Source organism: Streptomyces sp. NBC_00461 (assembly GCF_036013935.1).
Lineage (GTDB): Bacteria > Actinomycetota > Actinomycetes > Streptomycetales > Streptomycetaceae > Streptomyces.
In genome coordinates, this window is the sequence record NZ_CP107902.1 from 5,294,120 (window position 1) to 5,311,875 (window position 17,756).

Sequence of the window (17,756 nt, forward strand, 5' to 3'; positions counted from 1 at the left end):
TGATCCACCTCACGTCGGTCGGGTGGCAGCGGTCTCAGAGCCGTGTCACGGCCGCACGGACGATCCGTGTCATCGCAGCCGTGTCCAGGCAGGCATCAACCTCCAGGACCCCGTAGTGAGAGCCGTTGCGGAGTATGGCGATGCCTCCACAGGGCTCCTTGCCTCGTGGTGCGGTCCCAGTGGTGTTCAGGTCGCCGTCGTAGATACCCATCCAGCTCGCGGTGATGTCCGCGGCGACGTCGATCGTGTGCGTCGGCCCGTAGATCCAGTGGGTGGCTGGTTCGCTCTGGCACGGCACTTCCTCCAACAGCAGGCGTTCGGCGAAGTTCTGGGCCAGTGTCCGGCTTCCGGCGTCGTCGGCGACTTCGCGTGCGACCTGATCGTCGCTGTTCGCCGCCGTGGTGGGGTCGCCGTTGCCCGCGCCCCTGCTCGTCATCAACCCGCGGAAGTGCACGTCGGACGAGCCCAGGGTCTGGCCGATGGTCTTCTCGCCGGTGCAGACCGCGTTGGCGTACTTGCCGTCTCCGACACGATCCCGCACGTAGATGCGCTTGGCGAGCCCCACCTTCCTGAACTCGGCCGCTGTCAACAAGTGCCGGTTCGTCACGGGTCCGCTCGCGGGCTTCGGCGCCGGAGAGCCGTGACCCGACGAGGAGACCGCAGCGCCCGGCGTTACCGTCGGGGTGGCCGTGGCAGAGGGCGGGGGCAGGACGAACCGGCCGGTCAGCAGACCGAGTCCGGCGGCTACCGCCAGGATGACGACGATCGTCCGAGTCCGCACGGCAGCACCTCCCGGCCCCCGGTCGAGCTGATGCCGGTTGGAAGTGGGGAGTCGGGGCGTCTCAGAGGCCACCGCCGAGACGGTCCCGCATGAAGCGACGAGCCTGATGGATGCGGTCCTTGACCGTGCCCAAGGGAGCATTGGTGATCTCGGCGACCTGAAGATAGGTCAGGTCTCCGAGATCGCGGAGTACGAAGGACTCCACCAGGGCCGGGTGCCGCGCCTCCAGCGCGGCCAGCGATTCCATCAGGTCCAGGCGGGTGCCCGCGATGACGCTCGTCGTCCGAGGGTCGACCCCGTCGGGAACGACCGCATGACTGTCCTCCGCGCGTCGGCGCATCGAGCGATACGTGGACCTGGCGGCGTTCGAGGCGATCACGGTCACCCACCCGAGGAACGATCCTCGCCCGCTGTATTCGTGCAGATGTGTGCTGATGGACAACAGGGCATCCTGTGCGGCCTCTTCGGCGTCGGCGTGGTGCGGAAGGAACCTGGAGCAGCGGCGCATGACCGTGGGCCGAAGCCTGACGAGGAGCCGGTCCAGGGACGCCCGGTCACCTGCCTGGGCGGACGCCACGAGGTGTGTCAGCTCATCCTCTTCGAGCACCCTGCTTGTCCCCCCGCTATCGTCCGACCTGGATCCCACAGGGTCGCACAGTAGTTCCCAGCCACATCCGCCACATCTCCTCAGGGACAATGTTGCCGCATGCAGAAGCTAGGTCGTTATCTCCTTGAGGACAGGCTGGGAGCCGGTTCGTTCGCCACTGTCTGGAAGGCATACGACCCCGAACTCGACACCGATGTCGCGGTCAAGGTGCTGGCCGACAACTGGGCCTCGAACGCCGATGTGCGACAACGCTTTCTGGCGGAGGCGAGGCTGCTCCGCAGGATCTCCAGCCCACGCGTCGTGCGTGTCCACGACGTCGGCGTCCAGGACGACCGACCGTATTTCGTCATGGACTATGTCCGAGGTGGCACGCTGGCCGAGAAGATAGGGCACTGCCGGCCCGCGGAGGCGCTCCAGCTGGCGGCCGAGGCCGGGTACGCCGTTCAGGTGCTCCACGACTCGGGCGTCATCCACCGCGACATCAAGCCGTCGAACCTCCTCCTGGACGCCGACCGTACGCCCACTGCCGTACTTGTCGCGGACCTCGGGAGCGCGAAGCAACTGGCTGACGCGTCGGGGCTGACCGTGACCACCGGCACTCCCGCGTACATGGCACCCGAACAGGCCTTCCAGACCAGCGGGTTCGACGGCCGAGCCGACGTGTACGCCCTCGGTGTCGTCGCGTTCGAGCTGTTGACCGGGTGCAAGCCGTTCGGTTCGCGCGGCCGCACAGTCCTTGCCCCGCAGCAGGCATCGACGTCAACGTTGCCGACAATGCCCAGAGAGCTGGGCGTCGCGGCCGGCATCGAAACACTTCTTCGCGCTGCGCTGTCCGTAGAACCCGAGGAACGACCGCAAACCGCGCAGGCGTTCGCGGACGCGCTGCTGTCACGAGGGGAAGAGGAGTGGACGCCGGCCAGGCCTTCGGGGCCGACGCGGCTTGCGGTCTGGCTCGCGGCGGTCGTCGTGTTCCTGATGACAATGGTGCTGACCTGGTCGTTCCGCTGAACCTGGACGGTGACCTGGGCCCTCCCAAGAGTTCATGCAGATGCTCGGCGAATGGGCCTGGTGGCTCCCTGCGCCACTGACCCGACAACTGCCCAAGGTGTCCATCGAACGCCCTGAACACACCTGACCAGCGCCCCGAGCGTCCAGACACCAAAGGCATGACGGAAGGAACGGGAACGTTCTGTGGGCTCTCCGGCGGCTGTCGTGCAACCCGTATGGGTGAGGCTTCGCAGCGGCGAGGGACGGGCGTCGACGGGTGTCACCGCTGTCTTCCGAGTGGTGCGGAGCGCACCGGCGATGCGCGGGCACCGACACTCTCCGCCGACGGGCCAAGGCACCGGTGATCACGTTGTCGCCGGTCGGACAAACCCTGGTCCTGCTCCACCCTGGGAACCCCGCGGTCACCTGCAGAGGCGTCACTTCTCCGCCCACCGGGCCGGGGGACCCGGTGGGCGGAGTGGCTTCGGCGGGCCTAGCGGGCGGGAGATCCGTTTTGGGCGTCGGACGTGGACTGCCACGCCTGCATGCCCGCTCGGGACGCCTCCTTGGCCTGCCGCCACTTCATGGCTGCCTGCTGGGTCGGGGGCACGTCCATGTCGCGGATCATGCGCCGGCCTGCCGCGAACACGGCGGAGGCCGCGATGGCCATGCCTGCGCAGGCCACCACGGCACCGGCCGCGGTGAGCACCGCACCGGTCGTGACGAGCCGAGTGTCGATCTCTATCGTCCGCTGGGACTGGTGGTGATGGTTCATGACTCCACCATCCAATGGGGGGAACCAGATCGCATCCTCGCGGGCTACCCGTCGGAGCTCGGCGGACCGTCCGTCGCCGTCCTATTGAGTGCGAACCCGGGCGCCGCCCGCGCGATGAGTGCGGGCAGCGACTGAGGTCCGGAGCCGCTACCCAACGGCAGCACCGCGGCGGAGGGTACCGTCAGGAGCCGAGAATCCGGCTCTTCTGCTCCTCGAACTCCGCATCGGTGAGCACCCCTTGGGCTTTGAGCTCACCGAGCTCCTTCAGCTGGGCAATCGTGCTGTTCGGGTCGTCGGCCGACTGGGTGGGCGGAGGAGGCGCTGGGGCTGCGTCGGGCTGCTCTGCGGCCTGCTGCTGGGCCCAGCGGCCCTGCTGGCGCCGTGACACTCGATTGGAGACGGCGGTTGCGGTTCCGGCGACGGCGGCTGTGCGCGCGACCCCTCGGATCAGACCTGGCATTGTTTCTTCTCCCCGGTGTCTCTGGTTCTGGGTGCTGGTTCTTGAGACGACCCCGGCTCCGAAGGCCAGATGGTCGCGCTCCGGTGGTGGACCGATCAGCTCAGGACTCGGGCCCGGCTACGGAAGAAGAGCCCGGTTCGGCCGCGTCGAGCGACGCCAGGACGGCTTGGACCGGGACTCGCCCGTCGGCCACCAGTTGCGCGCCACCGCGCCGGAGAGCCTTGGCGAGCGGCGCTGCCCACAGGTTTTCGTAGACCAGAATGCCTGCGGAGTCGCCGGGCTCGAGAATGGCGGCCGCCTCCTCCAAGTCGTCCTGGCCGAGCAGGCCGGAGGAAGCCCCTTCGAAGACGGCCAAGTCGGCTTTCCCGTCCCCGGTCAGGTCGGCGAGCTCCATGGCAACGACGGAGTTGTCGGGCTCCTTCTTGACGAACACCAGATCCATGATCCGGATCGTGCCTCGGTCGGCCAGATCGACCAGCAGGGGAAGCCCTTCCCCCGTCATGTGACTGCCCGGAAATTCGACCACCAGGTAGTCGATCGGCCCCATCTCGTCCACATTGATGGCCACGGTCATCCCTCACTCACTGTCTGGTCCACGGAGTTGCTCGGCCGACGGGGCGACCACAGCAGCCCGGCTTTCGCCGATGGGGAGTTCGTACGCGGCCCGAGATCCCTGTTCACTGCCGGGCCATGTGCATACGCATCTCGCTGTCCGCGTCGACGATGAGCTCGCCCGCCAGGTCGACGGTCACGCTGTGGAGCGTGCCGGTGAACCGGAAGGGTGTCCCGTAGTCAAGCGCGACGCGTTCACCGGCTGAGCGGGGCAGCCCTCGGCTCCCAGGCCCTGGCGCCACGGCCCCCCGGGAGGTGAGCGCTCTCGTCCATACGGTCCATCCGGGCGTGCTGACGCGGTGCCAGGCGGTGGGAATGGAGACAAGAACCACCCCGGAGCCCTGGAGCGCCCATGACCGGTCCGCACGAGCCGTCCGAGCCCGACGACGGCCCGAAGGGAGAGGCGAGTGACGCGGCGGGTGGTGGACACCAGGGTGGCTCCGCGGGTGGACGCATCGCACGGAAAACCGTCTCTGCGGTGCTCATCGTGCTCACCTGCATCCTCGTGCCGGTCGCCCTGCTCACGGTCTGGGTGAGCGACATCGTGCTGGACACCGACCGGTACGTGGCAACGGTCTCACCGCTGGCCTCGGATCCGGCGATCGAGGACGCGGCGGTCAAGCGCATCACCCATGCCGCCGACGTACGAGTGAATGGCAACCAGGTCACCGCGGACATCGCGGCCTGGCTGCAGTCGCAGGGGCTGCCGCCGAAGGCCGCGCAGGCACTGAAGGGGCTGGGCCCGCAGTTCGACTCCGCGGTCAACGACACGGTCGAGAAGGTGGCCACCCGCTTCGTGCAGAGCGACCGATTCGAGAAGATCTGGACGAACGCCAATCGGAGGGCCCACACAGCGGTCGTTCATGCGCTCACCGGGGAAGGCAGTGGCGCCGTGGGCGTGAACGGCGGGACGGTCACTCTCGACGTCGGTGAAGCCGTCGACCAGGTCAAACAGGCGCTCGTGGACGCCGGCGTATCCCCCGCCGCCAAGATCCCCGCGGTCGACAAGCAGATGGTGCTCTTCCAGTCCGACCAACTGGAGAAGATCCGCAAGGGCGCCCATCTGCTGGACGTGATCGGGAACTGGTTTCCCGTGATCGTCGTGGTGATCGGCGCCGCCGGCGTGCTGTTGGCCCACCGGCGCCGCCGGGCCCTGGCCCGTACGGCTCTCGGCGCGGCCTTCGCCTGCCTGGTCGTGGCCATCGTCCTGGTCATCGCCCGCCGCTACTACCTGGACCACCTCCCGTCCCAGGTCCAGTCGGAGGCCGCCGCGGCAGCCGTGTTCGACACCCTGCTGCACTTCCTGCGCGTCAGCCTGCGCACGGCCATCGTGCTCGGCGTGGTGATCGCGCTGGGCGCCTACCTGATCGGCCCCGGCAGACTCCCGCGCGCCATCCGGGGCACATCCGAGCGCGCCGCGGACTCCACGGCAGTGTGGGCATACGCCCACCAGGTCCGCACGGGCCGGGTGGGGACCTGGGTCCAGGCCCACCGCCGGTGGGTTGCCCTAGCCGTCCTGCTGATCGTGGCCCTGGTCTTCGCGCTCTGGAACCACCCCACGGCTCTGACCATCCTGCTGCTGGTCGTCATCCTGCTGGCTGCACTCGCGCTGCTCGCACTCCTCGCCGCCTCCGGCCGCGCCACCGTCGACGCCGAGGGAACGGCACCGCCGCGATCGGACGGCGGCAAGTGAACGGCCGGCTCATGGCCTCCCCGCCCCGGCCTCGGCGGGTACGGGATACGGCCGGGTAGACCCTGGCAGCCCGTTGGCCCAAATGGCTGGGAGCGTCGCCCGAAGATACACTGAAGTGAATAGGTAAATATGCCTATTTCACCCAGCGCGGCAGGGGACGGGGCACGATCCGCTAACTGCTACGGCGGCGACCCGGTCGGCCACCGAACTCGACGTCATTCCGCTCGACGTCATGCCGGACGACCCACGACCTCGGCGGCTGCCGAAGCACCAACGCGCTGTGCGCCGACGACCAGATCGTGGAGCGTCTGCAATGACCCAGAACCATCTCTCCGGCGACGAGACGCGGCACCTCACTCTCCAGGAGCGGGTGGCTCGGGGCAAGGCCGCGCGAGCCGACGTACCCCGGTCGAGTCACGCCGAGTTCACGGCTCTGCCGAAGCGAACGGACCCGGTGGAGATCATCGAGAGGCAGTCCGCGACGCGGGTGCCGGAACTCGTGCCGATCCGCTACGGCAGGATGAGTGAGGCGCCGTTCCGCTTCTATCGAGGGGCCGCCTCCATCATGGCCGCGGACCTTGCGGAGACGCCGCGCAGCGGGTTCAGGGTGCAGTGCTGCGGTGACGCGCACATGTTGAACTTCCGGTTGCTGGCCTCGCCGGAACGCCGTCTGATGTTCGACATCAACGACTTCGACGAGACGCTGGCCGGACCGTGGGAATGGGACGTCAAACGGTTGTCGGCCAGCTTCGTCATCGCGGGCCGGGCGAACGGCTTCAGCGCCAAGGAGCGGGCGTCGGTGGTGCGGGCGGCGGTGCAGTCCTATCGCGAGCGCATGCGGAGCTTCGCCGGGCTGGGCAATCTCGAGGTCTGGTACACCCGCTTCGACGCGGACGAGTTGCAGGAGCAGTTCGCCCCGTTGCTGAGTGCGGGGGTGCGCGATCGCTGGGAGAAGACCCGGGAGCGGGCTCGTGCTCATGACACGCTGCAGGTCTTCGACAAGCTCACGCACGTCGTTGACGGAAGGCGTCTGATCGCTCCCGATCCGCCGCTGCTGATGCGGCTGCAGGATCTGCTGCCGGACGCCGCACGCGGCGAGTTGGAGAAGGAGCTCAGCCGGCTGATCGAGCGCTATGGCCAGACCCTGCAGACGGACCGCCGGTTCCTGCTGGACGGCTATCGCTTCGCCGACGTGGCCCGCAAGGTGGTCGGTGTGGGCAGTGTGGGAACCCGCTGCTGGATCATCCTGCTGCTCGGCAAGGACGACGAGGATCCCTTGTTCCTCCAGGCCAAGGAGGCCGACGAGTCGGTTCTGGCGCCTTACGTCGGCGGCAGTGCGTTCGCCACCCAGGGCGAGCGCGTCGTCGCCGGCCAGCGGCTCATGCAGGCCACCAGTGACATCTTCCTGGGCTGGGAACGCCTCACGGGCATGGACGGCAGACAACGGGACTTCTACATACGCCAGTTGCGGGACTGGAAGGGAATCGCGGTGGCCGAGAACATGTCGCCGAAGAGGATGGCCCTGTTCGGCCGGCTGTGCGGTGCCACGTTGGCCCGCGCCCACGCCAGGTCCGGGGACCGTATCGCGATCGCCGCCTACCTGGGCGGCGGCGACGTCTTCGACCGCGCGCTGGCGACGTTCGCCGAGCTGTATGCCGACCAGAACGAGAAGGACCACCAGGCCCTGGTCGACGCCATCCGGGCCGGACGGGTCCCGGCCGAAGCAGCCTGAGAAGCCGGCCGCCGGCAGCATCGGCGATGCTTTCGGGCTTGAGCTTCCTGTCGAGAGGACCGGTTGCGAACGGCCCGGCCGGGGCCGCCCGCCGCGCTTCCGCAAGAGGACCCGCGACCCCCGCCCTCACACGCACCGCGACCTCAGCACCGACGACGCCAAACAGGAGGAGCAATGAGCAGCTATGTGAACCTGGCCTACGACTATCCGGTCCTGGGGGCCTTCTGGACGATCATGTGGATCTTCCTGTGGGTCATATGGATCTTCCTGCTCTTCCGCGTCATCGTCGACATCTTCCGCGACGACTCCATGAGTGGCTGGGGCAAGACGGGATGGCTGGTCTTCACGATCGTCCTCCCCTTCCTGGGCGTCTTCGTCTACCTCATCGCCCGGGGCAAGGACATGGGCAGGCGTGAACAGAAGCACGCCCAGGCCAAGATGGAGGAGACGGACCGGTACATCCGCGAGACGGCCGGCACCACCGGCCCGGCCAGCGAGGCGGACCAACTCGCCAAGCTCTCGGAGATCCGGGCCCGCGGCGACATCTCCGACGAGGAGTTCCGCCAGGCCAAGGAGAAGGTCCTCCACCACTGAAACCGTGTGGGTACGAGTGGAGCCCAGCAGCGGCACGGGCCGGTGCAGAGCGGGGTTCACGACGTCGACGTACACCGGCGCGAGCTGTTCAGTTGCGAGCTGCTCCCAAGCCCGTCTGTTGACCGTGGCCTGGTTGGGCTACCTGACGGTCCGGTGCCCCCTGGCGCTGGGCTGCTCCCGCCACCCCCGGGGCGGGAACTCCGGGAGCATCGCTCCCGGTACAACTTGCTGTGCTGTCCAGGCGGGTGGTCATCTCCTGTTGGGGGGTGGGGAGTTCGTGGTTCGGGTCGTGCATGGGTCGGTTCTTTGTGGGGTGCTGTTGCCGGGTGCTTCGCTGTGCGCAATCCCGTGCCCCGGGCTTGTCTGCCCGGGGCACGGGGTGAGCCGGAAGGGAGGGGCGGTCGGTGCGTTCGGTCTGCAGCTGGTCGCGCGGGGCGCGGGCGCGGCTCTGTCCGATCCGTAGTTCGCTGCGCAGGGCGCTCTGCGGTCAGCCGACACGTGGCGCGCCTATCACTGGGCGGGCTCGATGTCTCCCGCATCGGCCTGGGAGCCATGACCATGGCCGGCACCTACACCACGGGCGGGGCACTCGACGACGCCGAGTCGATCCGCACCATTCACCGGGCGCTGGACCTCGGGGTCACCCACATCGACACCGCCGAGATCTACGGCCCCTTCCACAGCGAGGAAATCGTCGGCAAGGCCATCAAAGGCCGGCGCGACGACGTAGTCGTGGCGACGAAGTTCGGCCTCGTCTCCCACGCCGGTGGCGGCCCCCGCGTCATCGACAGCAGCCCCGGCAACGTGAAGACCGCGGTCGAAGGCTCGCTCCTGCGGCTCGGCACCGACCACATCGACCTCTACTACCAGCACCGCGTCGACCCGAACACCCCCATTGAGGAGACCATCGACGCGCCGGCCGAGCTGGTCGCCGAGGGCAAGGTGCGCCACATCGGACTCTCCGAGGCCGGTCCCGAGACGATCCGCCGGGCACACGCCGTGCATCCGGTGGCCGCGCTGCAGACCGAATACTCGTTGTGGACCCGCGACGTCGAGGCCGAAATCCTCCCGCTGCTGCGCGAGTTGGGCATCGGGTTCGTGCCCTACTCCCCGCTCGGTCATGGCCTGCTGACCGGGCAGATCCGCACCGTCGACGACTTCACCGATGACGACTGGCGCAAGACCAACCCGCGTTTCACCGGCGAGAACTTCCAGCGCAACCTGCGCATCGTCGACGAAGTGCAGGCCATCGGCGCCGAGATCGGCGCCACCCCGGCCCAGACCGCGCTGGCATGGCTGCTGACCCGCGGCGACGACATCGGCCCCATCCCCGGCACCCGGCGGGTTACGCGCGTCGAAGAGAACACCGCCGCCGACGCCGTCGAACTCAGCGCCGTACAGCTCGACCGCCTCAACAACCTCACACCGGCCGCGGGCGAACGCCATGACGAGGTCAACATGGCCAGCATCGACCGCTGACCGCTGACCGCTGACCGCTGACCGCTGACCGCTGACCGCCGGCGCCCCTGCGCCCGGATCAGCCCACGCGCCTGGACTTCGCGGGGGGACTGACGCCCCGGCGAAGTTCCTGGCCCGTCACACCCGACCAACCTGCATCCACTCACACTCACCCGTTTCACTGATCACTGGCACCGACCCCGACTTCCGGACAGACGTCGCCGCCGAGCAGGCACGGCTCGCTGAACACGACGTGATCGTCTTCCAGCACCCGGTGTTCTGGTACAACACCACCCCGCTCTTCAAGCAGTGGCAGGACAAGGTCTTCACCCTTGGCTGGGCCTTCACCATGGACGGCTCCGCCTCGCGGCTGGCCGGCAAGAAGGCCGTTGTCGCCGTCACCACCGGCGTCCCCGCCGACCACTACACCCCTGAAGGCGCCAACGAGGCCACCATCGAGACGCTCCTCAGCAACGGGCACGCCACCCTGCGGCTCTGCCAGTTCGACATCCAGCCGATGGTCAAGCTCTACGGCACGGCATTCGGCCTCTCCGACGAAGACCTGGCCACCGCCGCCAAGCAGTACAACGAGCTGCTCGCCTCCTTCGCGGCCTGATCGCACCCTCACGACGCGACGACAGCCCCCCTCGCCGATCGCGACGCAGCGGTGCCGTGCCCCACCGGTCTTCGGTCGCTCTTCGCCGTATCGCCGCCAAGCGACCGGAGATCTGTTTCGGCGGCGACCGTGTCGTGAAACAGCGACCGCTCGTCGCCGAGCGCTGTCGGCTCGGTGGATCTGGCTGGAGCACCGGACGTGACTATTGCCATCGACCCACGACTCCCGTATTGTCGTACGAGCGTAAGGCATACGAACGTAAGTCAATTCAAAGGAGTCCGTGATGGCGACAACTCGGCCGGTGGCGCTCGTGACAGGTGCCTCATCGGGGATCGGCAAGGAGACGGCCCGCGCCTTCGTCGCGGCGGGTTTCGAGGTGATCGGAACCGGCCGCAAGACCTCCGGACTCACCCCGCCCGCCGGGGTGACATACCTCGATCTCGACGTGGCCGGCGACGACTCGGCCACCGCCGCGGTCGGAAAGGTGATCGACCGGTTCGGACGCATCGACGTCCTGGTCAACAACGCGGGCATCGGCTCGGCGGGCGCGGTCGAGGAGAACTCCGTCGCCCAGGCCCAGAACGTCCTGAACACCAACGTCCTCGGTGTCATCCGTATGACGAAGGCCGTCCTACCGCACATGCGCGCCCAGGGTGGCGGACGCGTCATCAACATCTCGTCCGTCCTGGGCCTGATCCCCCAGCCCTACATGGCTCTCTACGTCGCCGCGAAACACGCCGTCGAGGGCTACTCCGAGTCCCTGGACCACGAAGTCCGCGAACACGGCATCCGCGTCCTCCTCGTCGAGCCCGCCTTCACCAAGACCAGCTTCGACACCAACGCCGCACAGCCCGACACCCCGCTGCCTCTGTACGCGGAGCGACGGCGCATCTTCGACGAGGTGATCGCGGATGCGATGAAGGCCGGTGACGACCCCGCCGTCGTCGCCAAAGTGATCGTCACCGCGGCCACCGAGAAGAAGCCGAAGCTGCGCTACACCGCGGGCCCCCTCGCCGCGCGCATGAGGACACTGCGCCGCTTCGCCCCCACCGCCACCTTCGACAAAGGCATCCGCAAATTCAACCGGATGCCCGCCTGACATCCCGGTCCGGCTTCAGGGGCGCCGATTCCGCCTGGATGTCTCCGGTGTACCCGACATCACCGGTGTCTCCGAAAGTCCATTGATCAGTCACTCGTTTGCTCTCCTTGTCCACGCGGCACACTGACTCGACCAGGGCGGTATCCGGAGCGCAAGCCCCGGCTGCGACGGAGGAACGCCTCGTGCGGTACACGAAAGAACACAAGCAGGAGACAAGGCGGCGGATCGTCGAGGCGGCCGGTCGTCGGCTCAAGCGGGACGGCATCGACGGCTCCGGAGTCGCCACGCTCATGAAGGACGCGGGGCTGACCAACGGCACCTTCTACGCCTACTTCGCGTCCAAGGACGAACTCGTCGCCACCGCGGTCGCCGACCAGATGCGCGCACAGCACGAGAGCATCGTCGCGCAGGCGGCGCCCGGCCGTGCCGGACTCGAACAGTTGATTCGCTGGTACTTCTCCACCGAGCAGCGCGACAACGTCGAGGACGGCTGTCCCAACGCCGCCCTGCTCGACGAGATCGGACGCTCCACGGATTCCACCAGGCAGGCGTACACCGATGGCGCGCTGGTCCTCATCGACGGCTTCGCCGCCCGCCTGGCACCTCACGATCCGCCGTCGGCACGTCTGAAGTCACTCAGCCTCCTCGGCATGATGGCCGGGACGCTCCAGCTCTCCCGTGCCCTGACCGACCGGCAACTCGCCGACCAACTCCTCGAACAGGGCATCCACAACGCCCTCGCACTACTGGATGCGGAGCAGCACGACTGAGACGCCATCCGCGTATCGGTCACGGGGCCGGCCTGGTCGAACAGGGTTCGGCGGGTCCCTCGACAACCGCATCCGCTTCGCCGTCGAGATCGCCACCGCTCCGGCAGACGAGATCGGCGCCGACCGCGCCGGCTTCCGGGTCCCTCCCGGAAACCCGTTCAACGACATCGCGGAGAACGACAGCCACGAGCCGCATCCGGCACTCGCGCGAGCCCCCACCCCGCTCGACCTCGCCTACCTGCACATCGGCCACGGCGGCGACGAACTCCTGCACGCCCGCAGCAAGTTGTGGCCGAACACCTTGGTTCTCAACCGGGCCGGCACCGACATCGCCACCCGCGCGAAGGGCATCGAAGACGCCCTGGCCGACATCGTCAACGTCGGCGTGATGGCCCTCGCCAACCCCGACCACCCCACCTACACCGCCTGACAAACCCCGGCCATACCGGTCCTTGCGGGCCGGTATGCCCACATGACCCCATGGAGGTACCACATGTCTGAGCACGCTGCGGTTGAACTGAGCCCGGAAGCAATCCAGTTCGCGGAATGGTTGGCCACAGGGGCGAATCCCCCGTCCGAGCTGGACGCGGCGCGCATCCAGGCGGAGCAGGTCCATCTCGCGGCCCGGGAGCCGGAAGGGGTCACCTATCGGGAGGTGGACGCGGGTGGCGTGCTGGGAATCTGGTGCGAACCCGTCGACGCCAACACCGACTACGTCCTCCTGCACACTCACGCCGGGGGCTCCGTGCTGGCGTCAGCACACGTCGACCGAAAGCTCGCCGGCCATATCGCCAAGGCTGCCGGGGCCCCCGTACTGGTCCTGGACTTCCGGCGAGCGCCGGAACACAAGTACCCGGCTCAGGTGGACGACGCGGAGGCGGCCTTCAACTGGCTGCTCTCCGAAGGGTACGAGCCGGGAAACATCATCACCATCGGCCACTCGATCGGCGGGTTCATCGCTGTCGCCCTGGCACTTCGCCTCCGCGACAAGAAGCTGCCGCTGCCCGGTGCCATCGTGTCGATCTCCCCCTGGTGCGACCTCGAGATCGCCAACGAGACCATCACGGCCAACGCCGGGACGGACAAGATCCTCAGCAAGGATCTGCTGGAGTTCTTCCGTGACGCCTGGATCGGCGGCACGGGCATCGAGTTCACGGACACCCGGATCAATCTGAACCGGGCGGACCTGAGCGGTCTGCCCCCGACCCTCGTCTCCTGGGGAACGTACGAAGTCCTGGCCGGCGAGGACGAGGAGTTCGCCGCCCGCGTCAAGGACGCCGGAATCGACACGGCGACCGTGGTGGTCCCCGGAGGCCAGCACTCCTACGTCTACGGTGCCGGCCGGATTCCGGAGACCGACGCCGCCATCGCACGGATCGGCGCGTGGGTCCGGGAGAAGACGAAGATCTGACCGAGCGGTACAGGCTGGGCCGGCGCAAGCTCCGCTACGTCGAAACCGTGAGGGACGGCCTCGACGACACCCTGGACGCCTTCCTCGCGTTGATGCGGGGCGAGAACGTCGGATACGTCGGAAAGGTGATCGTCAACCTCTGAGTCCGCCTCGGCTGACCGCGCGAGGGGCCTGCCGTACGCACGGCAGGCCCCTCGCGTGTCGCTTGCGGCACGACCGGTGCGCGGCATGTGTCAGTGGGGAACGCACCGGGGCTACCGCGGCCTTCACCTTCCTGATCAACAACGCGGGGTCGCCCCATGGCCGACCAGTTCGCAGCCGAACTGGACGACGTCCGCCTGGAGATGAACCCCACTGCTTCGGCGCCCTCTCGGCGGTCCGGAGCTTCGCGCCTCGGTGGCAGGGCAGCCGCTAATGATCTGCCGACCGTAATATTATGTTCGTCAGGCCATAGATTAAGATGGAGTGCGTCGCAATGGCCCCGCGGAGCGAATGGAGGAACCCTGTGGCGCGCTACGCCAAGGAGCACAAGCAGGTGACGCGGCAACGGATCATCGAGACGGCCGGCCATCGGTTCAAGCAGGACGGCATCGACGGCTCGGGCATCTCCACTCTCATGTCGGACGCCGGGCTCACCAACGGGGCCTTCTACGCTCACTTCGCGTCCAAGGACGACCTCGTCGCCCATGTCGTGGCCGACGAGCTGCGCACGCAGATCGCGAGGTACGGCACTCTGCGGCCCGGCCGACCGGGACTTGAGGACCTCGTTCGCGAATATCTGTCGGCTGAGCACCGGGACCACCCCGGCGCCGGATGCCCCTCCGCCGCCCTGCTCGACGAGATCGGCCGCTGCGGAGACGGGACCAAGCAGGTCTACACCGACGGCGCGCGGGACATCCTGGAAGAGGTCGCCGCCCGCCTGGCACCTGAGGACCCGCAGTCCGCCCGCGGCAAGGCCATCGGGCTCTTCGCCATGTTGGTGGGGGCGTTGCAACTGTCCCGCGCCCTCTCCGACCGCAAGTTCGCCGATGAGGTCCTTGAGCAGGGAATCGAGAACGCCCTCGCCTTCATGCGCTGAGGGGGACGGCCCACGGCCGCCCAAGAGTCGCCGGAAGTCTTCTCCCAGCTTGCCTCGCGCCGACCAGCGGGGAGGCAGGCATGGCCGACGGCAGCGACTCCAGGGCGTGGGAGTCGTCCGATGCGAAGGACGCCGTCAGCAGAACCACGATCAACACGGGTGGCGGCTACCTGGACACCGGCCTGGTCATCGCGCACCGTCGCGAGCGCGGCCAGGCCGAACGGTCGGCTCGGAGTGACGACCGCCGCTCACGCCGCAAAGCCCGTTCTCGCGCCAAGCACGCCTTCGCCTGGCTGGACGTCTGGAAGATCAGCCGAGACTGCCGCCTACCTCAATGATGGGGCGTCCATCACGCCAAGCATGCCTTCGCCGGGCGACCGGGAAGGACTCAGGTCAGCAACTCCGATGAGGTGGTTCGAGCCGCTCGCCCAAAGTGCGTCACGGCTCTGAGGCGGCGTCCTCGGCTCAACGGACGACGATGCTTCGCGCCTACTGCCGTTCGAGGAACGCGAGAGCCGTCTCCACGAACTCCCGGTGGCCTCCTCGCGCAGGGCATCGGCAACGCCCTCGCGCCGCTGGCTGCCTGGCGCGTGCACGCCGGGACCTCGAACCGGCGTGCCCGTAGAACGCACCGGCCGGCATCGCGGGGCGCCCGCTCGCGCCCGGGCGGCGCACCAGTCGGCCCCGTGCTGCGTCAGCTCCTCGCCGCACGACGAGTGCCTCCGCGAGGCTTCGAAGGCAATGGCTCGGCGGCGGTCGGGCCTCGCCGATAGGTCCCGCGTCCGCCGCGAGTGCGGCGCCCTTGTGGGGGCGGGTCCACTTGCGGCCCACCGGTCGACCACTTACGATTACGATCGTAATTTAATTGGCGGGGCGGCCCGGAAGGTTCTGTCGACGGAGGCAAACGTCGGGCGCCATGCCCGGCGCGCCCCATGCGTGATCGTCACCCAGGGTGCTCGACCCTTCACCTGTTTCTTGCGAGGAGGCCCCGGCGTTCACGCCGGGGAGGAATCGCATCCGGGTGTCGCGACGCAGAGCGTCGCCGCATCCGGTTAGGGGCGCGGAGCGCCCGCCGCTGTCGGCACCGCCGAGGTGATGCGAACGCGTGTACCCGTGATCGCTGGTCGGGGTGATGGCCGGGGAATCATGGTCCGTGTGTGCGGCTGTCGTACGTATGGTCCTTCGGAGGGTTCGGGACGGCGCGATGTCCCGGCCCAGGGCCATGAGGGGGCGAGATGGCGCAGGTGGAGGCGACTGCGGAGGCCGGGCATGCCCGGTACACCTTTCGGCTGCGCCTGTCGTCCGCCGCCCGTACCGCCCTGGCGGCGGAGTGGGACCGATGCCGTTGGGTGTGGAACGAATGCGCCGCCAAGTCCAGGGCCATACACCTGCACAACAAGGCCACCGGGCAGAAGGCCACGTGCGGTCCGGCTCAGCTCGACAGGATGCTGACCGAAGCCCGCGCCCGTACGCCATGGCTGCGGGAGGGCTCGTCGGTTGTCCAGCAGCAGGTCATCCGCGACTTCGGCCGCTCCCGCACCAAGGCACAGAAGGACATCAAGGCGCGCCTGCCCATGGCGCGTCAGGCCGGGATGCCGAAGTGGAAGACGAAACGCGAGGCGCTGCCGTCCCTCAACTACACCCGGCGCGGGTTCCGGTTGAAGGACGGCCGGCTGCACCTGGCGGGTGGCATCGTCGTGACGGTGGTGTGGTCGCGGGAACTGCCGGCCGAACCGTCCTCGGTACGCGTCTACCAGGACAGTCTCGGACACTGGCATGGCTCGTTCGTCGTCCCCGCCCAGGTCCAGCCCCTGCCTCGGACCGGCCGTGTACTCGGCGTCGACTGGGGCGTGAAGGAGACCGCGACCACCACATCCGACGCGCACGACCTGCCGCACGCCGGGCACGGCAAGAAGGCCAGGACGAAGCTGACCCGGTATGACCGGATGATGGCCCGCCGCAGGCCGAAGAAGGGCCGGCCCGGGTCGAAGGGCTACCGCGAGGCGAAGAAACTGCGGGCGAAGGCGCACAAGAAGGTTGCGAGACAGCGTCAGGACACCGGCCGCAAGTGGGCCAAAAAGGCTGTCCGCGACCACGATGCCATCGCTGTCGAGGACTTCCGTCCGAAGTTCCTCGCCAAGACCACGATGGCCCGCAAGGCCGCTGACGCCGCCATCGGCGCCACCAAGGCCGCGCTGATCGAGATGGGCCGCAAGCACGGGCGGGACATCCGCCTCGTCCACCCCGCGCACACCACGATGGACTGCGCGCACTGCGATGCGAGAGCCAAGCATCGCCTGCCGCTGGGTGAGCGCACCTACACCTGCACCGTATGCGGAAACGTGTCCCCACGGGACAAGAACTCCGCACACGTCATGCTCGTCCGGGCTGGTCTCAACCCGGCTGGCGCTGATGGCGGAAGACCTCCTGGAGCGCTGCTCCAGGAGGCAGCCTGAGCCAGGAATCCCCTTCCCTTCAGGCAGGGGAGGATTCAACGGTCTTATGGGCACGCTATGGGCACGCCGTCGGCTCGGAGGCGCTGGGAGGTCCTCTGGGCGGTTGAAGAGCAGGCGACTTCTGGAAGCGAGAGCTGGCCGGAAGGGCGCGATTGCAGGAGCGCATGGAAAGCGGTTGAGCGGCGGCCGAAGTATTCGGGGCGGAGGCGGGGTTGGACGGACTTGCGCAATCCGGGCCTGCTTCGGCGACACAACAGACCCAGTTTGCGCGCCGTGCCTACGGACTGCTCTGGCGTTTCGACGGGCGGCGCCGGTACAGGCCATGCAGGCTGAGGACGACCATCACGCCTGCCGCCTGCCGCCAGCAGCCACCACCACGAGCTCCCGTTCTGGGCCATCTGTATGCCCTTCCACAAGAGAGCGATCGAGAACAGCAGACCGAGCAGTCCCATTGCGATGTCGAGCGGACCGCCATCCCTGAACGGATTCTGCATCTTCGTGTTCCTCTACTCTGCGGGCTCGCGCGATCACGGCGCCGGCGAGTGTGGTCACTACCCGCTTGAAGCCATCGCCCTGGCGGCAGGTCGAAGAAACGAAAAATCTTGGCAGACCTGAAGACCGTACAGA

At 68.1% G+C, this 17,756-nt stretch carries 21 protein-coding genes; 14 read left to right on the top strand and 7 right to left on the bottom strand.

Annotated features, from left to right (window positions below; genetic code table 11):
- Positions 1-34 precede the first annotated feature (34 nt).
- Both OG870_RS24775 and OG870_RS24780 read right to left on the bottom strand, forming a co-directional pair.
- Complete coding sequence (locus OG870_RS24775) at positions 35-781, bottom strand: hypothetical protein (RefSeq protein WP_266518419.1); 747 nt, start codon at positions 779-781, stop codon at positions 35-37.
- Between the two features lie 61 nt (positions 782-842).
- Entirely contained in the window at positions 843-1,388 is a 546-nt protein-coding gene (locus OG870_RS24780) for an RNA polymerase sigma factor (protein WP_266518426.1), read from the bottom strand.
- Between the two features lie 99 nt (positions 1,389-1,487).
- Here OG870_RS24780 and OG870_RS24785 point away from each other — a divergent pair, with 99 nt between their 5' ends.
- Complete coding sequence (locus OG870_RS24785; protein WP_266518428.1) at positions 1,488-2,396, top strand: serine/threonine-protein kinase; 909 nt, start codon at positions 1,488-1,490, stop codon at positions 2,394-2,396.
- A 472-nt stretch (positions 2,397-2,868) separates the two neighbouring features.
- Here OG870_RS24785 and OG870_RS24790 read toward each other — a convergent pair whose 3' ends face one another.
- From OG870_RS24790 to OG870_RS24805, 4 genes are all read right to left on the bottom strand, one after another.
- Complete coding sequence (locus OG870_RS24790) at positions 2,869-3,150, bottom strand: hypothetical protein (protein WP_266839189.1); 282 nt, start codon at positions 3,148-3,150, stop codon at positions 2,869-2,871.
- A gap of 181 nt (positions 3,151-3,331) precedes the next feature.
- Complete coding sequence (locus OG870_RS24795; protein WP_266582832.1) at positions 3,332-3,610, bottom strand: SHOCT domain-containing protein; 279 nt, start codon at positions 3,608-3,610, stop codon at positions 3,332-3,334.
- Between the two features lie 100 nt (positions 3,611-3,710).
- Positions 3,711-4,184: a DUF6325 family protein gene (locus OG870_RS24800; RefSeq protein ID WP_266839187.1), complete on the bottom strand. Its 474-nt coding sequence runs from the start codon at positions 4,182-4,184 to the stop codon at positions 3,711-3,713.
- Positions 4,185-4,287: 103 nt separating this feature from the next.
- On the bottom strand, positions 4,288-4,464 hold the full coding sequence (locus OG870_RS24805) for a hypothetical protein (protein ID WP_266582831.1): 177 nt from the start codon (positions 4,462-4,464) through the stop codon (positions 4,288-4,290).
- Between the two features lie 110 nt (positions 4,465-4,574).
- Here OG870_RS24805 and OG870_RS24810 point away from each other — a divergent pair, with 110 nt between their 5' ends.
- From OG870_RS24810 to OG870_RS24830, 5 genes are all read left to right on the top strand, one after another.
- Entirely contained in the window at positions 4,575-5,915 is a 1,341-nt protein-coding gene (locus tag OG870_RS24810) for a hypothetical protein (RefSeq protein ID WP_266582829.1), read from the top strand.
- Positions 5,916-6,228: 313 nt separating this feature from the next.
- A complete protein-coding gene (locus OG870_RS24815; protein ID WP_266839184.1) occupies positions 6,229-7,647 on the top strand; it encodes a DUF2252 domain-containing protein in 1,419 nt (472 codons plus the stop codon).
- A 174-nt stretch (positions 7,648-7,821) separates the two neighbouring features.
- The gene (locus OG870_RS24820) at positions 7,822-8,241 is read left to right on the top strand and encodes an SHOCT domain-containing protein (protein ID WP_266839182.1); all 420 of its coding nucleotides are present in this window, start codon (positions 7,822-7,824) and stop codon (positions 8,239-8,241) included.
- A 498-nt stretch (positions 8,242-8,739) separates the two neighbouring features.
- Positions 8,740-9,720: an aldo/keto reductase gene (locus tag OG870_RS24825; RefSeq protein ID WP_266839180.1), complete on the top strand. Its 981-nt coding sequence runs from the start codon at positions 8,740-8,742 to the stop codon at positions 9,718-9,720.
- A 163-nt stretch (positions 9,721-9,883) separates the two neighbouring features.
- Positions 9,884-10,315, top strand: coding sequence for an NAD(P)H-dependent oxidoreductase (locus OG870_RS24830; RefSeq protein ID WP_266842105.1), 432 nt, complete (start codon positions 9,884-9,886; stop codon positions 10,313-10,315).
- A gap of 8 nt (positions 10,316-10,323) precedes the next feature.
- Here the strand turns inward: OG870_RS24830 and OG870_RS24835 are convergent, their stop codons facing one another.
- Complete coding sequence (locus OG870_RS24835) at positions 10,324-10,527, bottom strand: hypothetical protein (protein WP_266839178.1); 204 nt, start codon at positions 10,525-10,527, stop codon at positions 10,324-10,326.
- Between the two features lie 71 nt (positions 10,528-10,598).
- Between OG870_RS24835 and OG870_RS24840 the strand changes: the two genes are divergently transcribed.
- The 8 genes from OG870_RS24840 (at position 10,599) to OG870_RS24875 (ending at position 17,129) form a co-directional block, all read left to right on the top strand.
- Entirely contained in the window at positions 10,599-11,414 is an 816-nt protein-coding gene (locus OG870_RS24840) for an oxidoreductase (RefSeq protein ID WP_266518442.1), read from the top strand.
- A gap of 182 nt (positions 11,415-11,596) precedes the next feature.
- The gene (locus OG870_RS24845; protein ID WP_266518444.1) at positions 11,597-12,184 is read left to right on the top strand and encodes a TetR/AcrR family transcriptional regulator; all 588 of its coding nucleotides are present in this window, start codon (positions 11,597-11,599) and stop codon (positions 12,182-12,184) included.
- Positions 12,165-12,614: a hypothetical protein gene (locus OG870_RS24850; protein WP_266839176.1), complete on the top strand. Its 450-nt coding sequence runs from the start codon at positions 12,165-12,167 to the stop codon at positions 12,612-12,614. The genes OG870_RS24845 and OG870_RS24850 overlap by 20 nt, the downstream gene beginning before the upstream one ends.
- 63 nt (positions 12,615-12,677) lie before the next feature.
- Positions 12,678-13,595, top strand: coding sequence for an alpha/beta hydrolase (locus OG870_RS24855; protein ID WP_266518448.1), 918 nt, complete (start codon positions 12,678-12,680; stop codon positions 13,593-13,595).
- A complete protein-coding gene (locus tag OG870_RS24860) occupies positions 13,568-13,738 on the top strand; it encodes a hypothetical protein (protein WP_266518450.1) in 171 nt (56 codons plus the stop codon). Before OG870_RS24855 ends, OG870_RS24860 begins: the two co-directional genes overlap by 28 nt.
- A 362-nt stretch (positions 13,739-14,100) precedes the next feature.
- Positions 14,101-14,673 (top strand): TetR/AcrR family transcriptional regulator, encoded by a 573-nt coding sequence (locus OG870_RS24865; RefSeq protein WP_266518452.1) that lies wholly within the window; start codon positions 14,101-14,103, stop codon positions 14,671-14,673.
- A gap of 80 nt (positions 14,674-14,753) precedes the next feature.
- Positions 14,754-15,011: a hypothetical protein gene (locus OG870_RS24870; protein ID WP_266839173.1), complete on the top strand. Its 258-nt coding sequence runs from the start codon at positions 14,754-14,756 to the stop codon at positions 15,009-15,011.
- A gap of 897 nt (positions 15,012-15,908) precedes the next feature.
- Positions 15,909-17,129: an RNA-guided endonuclease InsQ/TnpB family protein gene (locus OG870_RS24875; RefSeq protein WP_266582813.1), complete on the top strand. Its 1,221-nt coding sequence runs from the start codon at positions 15,909-15,911 to the stop codon at positions 17,127-17,129.
- Positions 17,130-17,756 lie beyond the last annotated feature (627 nt).